The 6,064-nt window shown below is 39.1% G+C and carries 10 protein-coding genes; 5 read left to right on the top strand and 5 right to left on the bottom strand.

Annotated elements, in window-relative coordinates:
* The coding region (locus tag L634_RS33140) for a transposase (RefSeq protein WP_157452478.1) at positions 1 to 153 on the top strand (153 nt) is incomplete at its 5' end.
* A 150-nt stretch (positions 154 to 303) separates the two neighbouring features.
* Here the strand turns inward: L634_RS33140 and deoD are convergent.
* Positions 304 to 1,008 carry a purine-nucleoside phosphorylase gene (gene deoD / locus L634_RS0127970; RefSeq protein ID WP_026585231.1) on the bottom strand — a complete coding sequence of 235 codons (705 nt, stop codon included), beginning with the start codon at positions 1,006 to 1,008 and terminating at the stop codon, positions 304 to 306.
* 153 nt (positions 1,009 to 1,161) lie between these two features.
* On the opposite strand from deoD, the gene L634_RS34740 reads away from it, so the two are divergent.
* A complete protein-coding gene (locus L634_RS34740) occupies positions 1,162 to 1,290 on the top strand; it encodes a hypothetical protein (RefSeq protein WP_269521776.1) in 129 nt (42 codons plus the stop codon).
* Between the two features lie 15 nt (positions 1,291 to 1,305).
* Positions 1,306 to 1,455 (top strand): hypothetical protein, encoded by a 150-nt coding sequence (locus L634_RS34060; RefSeq protein WP_009332577.1) that lies wholly within the window; start codon positions 1,306 to 1,308, stop codon positions 1,453 to 1,455.
* Between the two features lie 42 nt (positions 1,456 to 1,497).
* Here the strand turns inward: L634_RS34060 and L634_RS0127955 are convergent, their stop codons facing one another.
* Complete coding sequence (locus L634_RS0127955; RefSeq protein ID WP_026585230.1) at positions 1,498 to 1,806, bottom strand: YodL domain-containing protein; 309 nt, start codon at positions 1,804 to 1,806, stop codon at positions 1,498 to 1,500.
* 358 nt (positions 1,807 to 2,164) lie between these two features.
* On the opposite strand from L634_RS0127955, the gene L634_RS0127950 reads away from it, so the two are divergent.
* The gene (locus tag L634_RS0127950) at positions 2,165 to 3,034 is read left to right on the top strand and encodes a glycerophosphodiester phosphodiesterase (RefSeq protein WP_026585229.1); all 870 of its coding nucleotides are present in this window, start codon (positions 2,165 to 2,167) and stop codon (positions 3,032 to 3,034) included.
* Positions 3,035 to 3,081: 47 nt separating this feature from the next.
* Here the strand turns inward: L634_RS0127950 and L634_RS0127945 are convergent, their stop codons facing one another.
* Positions 3,082 to 3,852, bottom strand: a complete 771-nt coding sequence (locus tag L634_RS0127945) for a sporulation protein (RefSeq protein ID WP_026585228.1) — start codon at positions 3,850 to 3,852, stop codon at positions 3,082 to 3,084.
* 291 nt (positions 3,853 to 4,143) lie between these two features.
* Entirely contained in the window at positions 4,144 to 4,317 is a 174-nt protein-coding gene (locus L634_RS33135; RefSeq protein ID WP_084029052.1) for a YozD family protein, read from the bottom strand.
* Between the two features lie 195 nt (positions 4,318 to 4,512).
* On the opposite strand from L634_RS33135, the gene L634_RS33665 reads away from it, so the two are divergent.
* A complete protein-coding gene (locus L634_RS33665; protein ID WP_157452477.1) occupies positions 4,513 to 4,683 on the top strand; it encodes a hypothetical protein in 171 nt (56 codons plus the stop codon).
* Here the strand turns inward: L634_RS33665 and L634_RS0127930 are convergent, their stop codons facing one another.
* Positions 4,684 to 5,379 (bottom strand): hypothetical protein, encoded by a 696-nt coding sequence (locus L634_RS0127930; protein WP_026585227.1) that lies wholly within the window; start codon positions 5,377 to 5,379, stop codon positions 4,684 to 4,686. It lies immediately after the preceding gene.
* Positions 5,380 to 6,064: the final 685 nt, after the last annotated feature.

The following is a 6,064-nucleotide window of genomic DNA, read 5'->3' as shown; positions in this document are numbered from 1 at the left end:
ATAGATGTCGAGCCCGTCTTTGGACAAATTAAACACAACCGAAAATTCAACCGGTTTTCTCTAAGAGGCCTATCCAAAAACACCACGGATTGGGGTCTTATTTGTGTTGCCCACAATTTAAAAAAGTGGGATGATCTTCTACAAAACAGGTAAAAAGAGTGAAGGTTTAGGAGGATAAATNGGGATATCTCTCCTAATTTTGAATAAGTTACTCGAAATTGAGGACAAAATGATCTCAAAATAAAAAACTGACTCAAAAGAGTCGTCGTTCAACGACCTTTTGAGTCAACCTCTTTTTAAGGGTTATTCTTTAATTGCTGCTTCTAACGCAACTTCAATCATTTCATTGAATGTTGTTTGTCTTTCTTCTGCTGTTGTTTCTTCTCCAGTTAAGATATGGTCGCTTACTGTCAGTACAGATAATGCTTTGCGGTCAAACTTCGCAGCAAGCGTGTATAGTGCGGCTGTTTCCATTTCAATAGCAAGAATCTGATATTTCGCCCATTTTTCAAGTTCCGCGTTATCGTTATAGAACATATCAGCTGTGAATACATTTCCAACCTTAAGGTTTAATCCTTTTTCCAGACCAGTATCATAAGCTTTTTTCAAAAGCTCGAAATTGGCAGTTGGAGCAAAGTCTACTCCGCCAAAAGTAAGCCTGTTCATCTGTGAGTCAGTGGAAGCGCTCATTGCCAAAATAACATCCCTGACTTTTACATCCTTTTGGATTGCACCGCAAGTTCCAACTCGAATTAAATTTTGAACATTATAGCTCTGCATTAATTCATTAATATAAATGGAAATGGAGGGTACACCCATTCCTGTCCCCTGTACAGAAATGCGCTTTCCTTTGTATGTTCCTGTGTATCCAAACATGTTTCGGACTTCATTATAGCATTCCGCATTTTCTAAAAATGTTTCTGCAATATATTTTGCACGCAGCGGATCTCCAGGCAGGAGGACCGTTTCCGCAATTTGGTTTTCTTTAGCACCAATATGTACACTCATCAATCAAAACCTCCAATTCGTTCTGAAGCCTTTGGAAATGCTTCCAAGTCACACTATACCATATGCGGCATGACTTAGAAACAAATAAGCAAAAGCATGTTTTTTCCCAATTCGGGAAAGCTATCATTAGCTTTTCCAAAGGAGGTTTTAATCATGCCACAAAAAGGGATGAGCAAAAAACTTAGACAGGCAGTTCAGCATGCCAATGATACAAACCCATCTTCAAGAGCAAATACTGAACCACATACATCGAAAACAGTAAAAACTAAAAGCAATAGATAAAATGGAGGGATTAAAATGGGCAAAAAGCATAGAAACCGCATAAATTCACCAAAGAAAAATAATCATATACCTGCCGAAGCAATTATCGCTGAGCAGGAAGCCCATGGCAAAGAATATACTGCTAATAAACGCAAAAATAGTCCAGGTTCAAACATAACAGAATAAAATAGCAAGAGGAGAGCAAAATGCTCTCCTCCCGTTAGATACTTATCGTATATGTATTCGATTAATTTCTTCCCAGCCGCCTGGCTTTAGCTGATAATAATACTGGCCTCTTCGCCCTTCATCAATATAAAGGATATCTCCCGTCGAAATAAATCTTCCGTTAAAATCAACAGGGATCCTGTCAAGCACATTAAATCTTCTAAAAACAGAATCAAGACATTCTTCATGGGTTGATCCTTCAACATTTAAGCGGTAAACTTGCTGAAACCCTTTTTTCTCCCTGAATCCTGGTGTCTGGAATATCGTCACATCATACTCTTTTCTTCTGATTCTTGTTAATTCCTTCAGCATATGGAAGCCCCCTCAGTTTTGTGATAAACCCATACATTTCGGTGTTAAAAACAGTTCTATAATAGCTTTTAACTACTTTTACTACTTGGCAGTCTCATGGCGACCTTTTCCCTCTTCTGACGACATTTTTGGATCCATGACCCTTCAATGACGACAAAATTTCCCTTTACTTCAACTTTCGCCTTTATAAACATTTGTAAAAAATGATTTATTAATTAATTAGCCATTTTTCTTGTCGTTTCCTTTATCAAAAAAGTTCTAGTTTTGTCGATTCGCGAAAATTTTTATTAAGAAAGCGCTTTCAAACAAGTCCGCCCCGCATAGTATATACAAAAGACATTTTTAGGGGTGATGAAAATTGAGGGTTTCTAAAAAGCCATTTTTGTTTTCAGTCATTACCGGGCTGCTTTTAATGACTTTTTCGTACTTCTTCCAGCCTCTCATGTCCTTTCAGTCCATAGCTCACCGGGGAGCGTCCGCCTATGCACCGGAAAATACAATGGCATCCTTTGAAAAAGCTGTTGATTTAGGTTTTGATTATATTGAAATGGATGTAAGATTCAGCAAAGATGGACACCTTGTGGTCATTCATGATGCCGATGTACAACGGACTACTGATGGGGAAGGCCTTATTGCAGATATGACTGTTAATGAAATCAAAGAACTTGACGCAGGATCATGGTTTTCTTCTGCGTTTGAAGGGGAGGAAGTTCCCTTGCTTAATGAAGTAATAAATCACTTTAGGGGAAAAATCGGACTGTTAATTGAAATGAAAGCTCCAGAAAACTATCCTGGAATGACAGAGGCGCTTGCAGACATGTTATCCGGCTACACACAAGATGGCCAGCCCGTTAAAAGCATCAAAGTCCAATCTTTTCATGTGAATGAAATGAAAAAGTTTCATCAGCTAGCCCCTGATATTCCTGCAGGCATTCTCCTAAGCAAACAGCTGGATATGTTTCATTTGGCTTCCTACCGCCAATTTGCCTCCTTCCTATCAGTCCACCATCTCCTGCTCTCCAAATCCTTTATCACACAAGCTGAATTATTCGGATATGACATATACACCTGGACAATAAAAAAACAATACCAATTTGCAGATATGCAGCGGCTCGGCGTTCATGGAATCATCTCTGATGAAGAGAAAAGAATGCCTGACTCCCGGCTGTATGCACTAATAACCCCCTTTTTGAAAGGTCAGGATTTTCTTAAAACATTACTAACTTAAGGGGAAGAAATAAAAACGATGGGCATTTGCCCATCGTTTCAGCATGATTATGCATATTTTGCAATCACTGAATGAAGCTTTTGCTCAATATAAGGGATGTCGCTATTGGATACAGTAAAACGGACAAACGACTCATCCATTTCAAGCGCTTCTGCCAGGAATCCGCCCAGTCCTCTTGCTCTTCGGTCTACCTGCATGAGGATCTCTGTCTCTCCGCTTGCCTGGGGAAAAAATATGATTTCCAATTCATCAAGCCGTCCTCTGTATGGTCCGGAGACTGGAACAAATTCAAACTCCTGTATAAATGGCAGTCTGCGGCGAAGCCGATGTGGCGCCTGTTCACATTCAGCTTCTCTTAAACGGAAGCCGATGCTTGATACAGCTTTTAAAACAGAATCCATTAACGGACTAGGGACAACCCTGATATAGTCCTTATCTGTTGGGTCTACTGCATTTTTGATATCAAGGCCCGTTGCCACCCAAATTTTTGTTTTGCCAAAAGATAAAGGAGTATCACTCGGCAGGCTGAAAGTAAAAGGAATTTCTTTTCGCTCATTTGCCGCTAATGTGAAAGACTCTGCCAGTCTGAAACGGTCAATCAACCCGGAAACGGTATATTTTTTATCATCCGACTCTTTTACATAAGTTGTATTTAAAGAAAGGTAAATGTCATCGATTTTTTGCTCGGTATTCCCTCCTGTAATTTCAACTACTCCCCTTAAAGGTTCCCCTGGTGAAACAGTATCTTTTTCCAGCTTTGTATCTACTTTAGCAGATCCAATCCCCACACTTGCCAATACCTTGTTAAATAATGACATGTTCTTCTCTCCCTAATTAATTTATATTTATTTTTTCTTTCCCGGAAGTTTTACCTTCCGCCCCGCCAACTTTTTTATCCTTCGTCAGCATTTACTAAATACAAAATAGTACTTCTTTCAAAAAGATATACGACTATCTAAATAGAAAGTTTCATTTTCTGCCATGTTTTTTCAATAGATGAAAAAGTTTTTTGTTTAATATTTTCGATAAGAAAGACGTTTGCTTAAGAAGGAATTATTTTTGCCCGCGCAAAAAAATGACGAGCACATTTTCTCGTCATTTTTTCTATGTTATTCGTCTTCGATCTCTTCATCAATAATGCATTTTTGCAGTAAATACTCAAACGTTATATCTGCGAGTTCATCCAATTCTCCTTCAGTAGGCACATACCCTCTTTTTGCCAGCTCATGAAAGAAAAATTCAGCAATTTCCTCCGTATCTATCACTACCTCTATTTCCTTCACAGCATCGCCCCCTTTGTACAAAATGTATGATGCTCTTTCTTAAATCATGCAAAACAACTGTCAGAAAAGTCTTATTCTTTTTTATCTATAAAATTATTATACTTTAGCATTTTATTTTATTTTGGACATACATATGGGATAAGTAGCTAAAAATGATGATCACTTGCAGAAAAAATATTTTGGGGAGGAAACAAAATGACCAGTATATCCAAACTAGCCGCGCTAATAAAAGAAGATGTCAATTCCGAAGAAAGCTTGATCGTTAATTTATATAGCAATCTATTAAATGGATTGTACAAGCTTATTGTTTGGTTCGGGGTTCCGTTTTTAATTTTCATTTTGGTGTCCTTCATAACAAAAGCCTGATTAAACTGTGCTCTTTCCATCATTATTGGCAAGATGCTTTAGCTTTCTAAGTATGACACGCATGATATGCTTGTATTCATCGTCATGAAACATTTCATAAAGAATGCGATAGTCATTATATATATCAAGCAAACCATCTATCAGCAATTTCCTTTCTTTTATGCCTTCAAGCAGCTCCTTTTCAGCTTTGCGGAATGAATTGGCTGTCTCCTTTAATTCTGGAAGCTTTTCTTTCTTGTTGATCATATAAAGGAGGCCCAGCTTCTGAATAAATGCATCGGCACTTTCTGCATCTGCAACGAGTGTCAGTTCTTCTTCCCCAGCTTCTAGCCATTCTCCGTCATTAATTCTCGAAAGCTCATAAATGACATCTTCCCATGCGTCCTCTTTGTATCTCCAAATTTCCGTCCTGAAGCCTACTATTTTGAAAAGATCCGAACCATACCCCTTAACCTGGACAAGATCGCCAAAAAAGTATTTATATTCGATATCAATGTGCTCCTTTTCCATGATCTCACCTTCATACTCAGACAGCAGCTGAAGGCTGGATTCCATATAAAGACCTTCACTTTTATTGACTTCATAGACATATATATCATCAAGCCACTTGACGTCTGTCACTTTTCCAACTGTTCCATAAATAGTGATCACGACCGTATCACCGATTTTGTACTTTGGTTTTTTCCTTTTGCTCATGTCCTCCATCCTCTCAATGACTGAGTCGTGAGTATTGAATACAATAGTATATGCACTTTTTATTAAAATCGTCCGTATGTTCATCACAATCAAAGTGAAAAGCAATTCGGCTAGATATGATTTTGTTTGGCTCTGTTAAGTTTGCCTGCTGATTTCCGCTTAGAGAAGTTCTTTCCTAATGCGGCCCAAACGTCAGCGCTAGCTTGCTAATTAGCTCTCAGTCACGCCACTCCCGTATAAAATCCCTCGAGAAAGCAGCTCGAAAAAATACTAAGCAAACTTGTGCCATCAGCTCCGAGTGCTAAAAATGAACATGAGCTTTAACACGCCAAATAAAAAGAGGGTGTCCCAAAAGTCTAACTTTCGGGCACCCTCTTTTTTCTTCTATAAAATTGGCCTGTTGATTTCCGCTCNAGGGACTCGCTTTCCGCGGGCGGTCCGACGCTCCTCGGTGCATTCGCACCTGCGGGGTCTCCCGCTGACTCGCTTCTCCCGCAGGACATTGAATAAGCTTCCCCGAATTAACACCGCACGAAGGAAATGCGGTAGCATTTCCGAGGAGCTCGCCCCTTCCGCTCCAATCAACAGGGTGCAAGAATCAATATCAGCATGAATACTAAGACAAAAAAAGAAGAAAATCGTCCTTTTGGGTATAATTAAGTCACCACAACCCACCATACGAGAA

Source organism: Bacillus sp. J33, assembly GCF_000518885.1.
In the GTDB taxonomy this organism is placed as follows: domain Bacteria; phylum Bacillota; class Bacilli; order Bacillales; family Cytobacillaceae; genus Cytobacillus.
The sequence above is the reverse complement of the archived record's forward strand: the minus strand, read 5'-3'. Positions and strand labels throughout refer to the sequence as shown.

Coding starts and splice junctions, on each gene's coding strand:
- deoD (WP_026585231.1), bottom strand. CDS start 1,008: ATGAGTGTACATATTGGTGCTAAAGAAAACCAAATTGCGGAAACGGTC.
- L634_RS34060 (WP_009332577.1), top strand. CDS start 1,306: ATGGGCAAAAAGCATAGAAACCGCATAAATTCACCAAAGAAAAATAAT.
- L634_RS34740 (WP_269521776.1), top strand. CDS start 1,162: ATGCCACAAAAAGGGATGAGCAAAAAACTTAGACAGGCAGTTCAGCAT.
- L634_RS33665 (WP_157452477.1), top strand. CDS start 4,513: ATGACCAGTATATCCAAACTAGCCGCGCTAATAAAAGAAGATGTCAAT.
- L634_RS0127945 (WP_026585228.1), bottom strand. CDS start 3,852: ATGTCATTATTTAACAAGGTATTGGCAAGTGTGGGGATTGGATCTGCT.
- L634_RS0127955 (WP_026585230.1), bottom strand. CDS start 1,806: ATGCTGAAGGAATTAACAAGAATCAGAAGAAAAGAGTATGATGTGACG.
- L634_RS0127930 (WP_026585227.1), bottom strand. CDS start 5,379: ATGAGCAAAAGGAAAAAACCAAAGTACAAAATCGGTGATACGGTCGTG.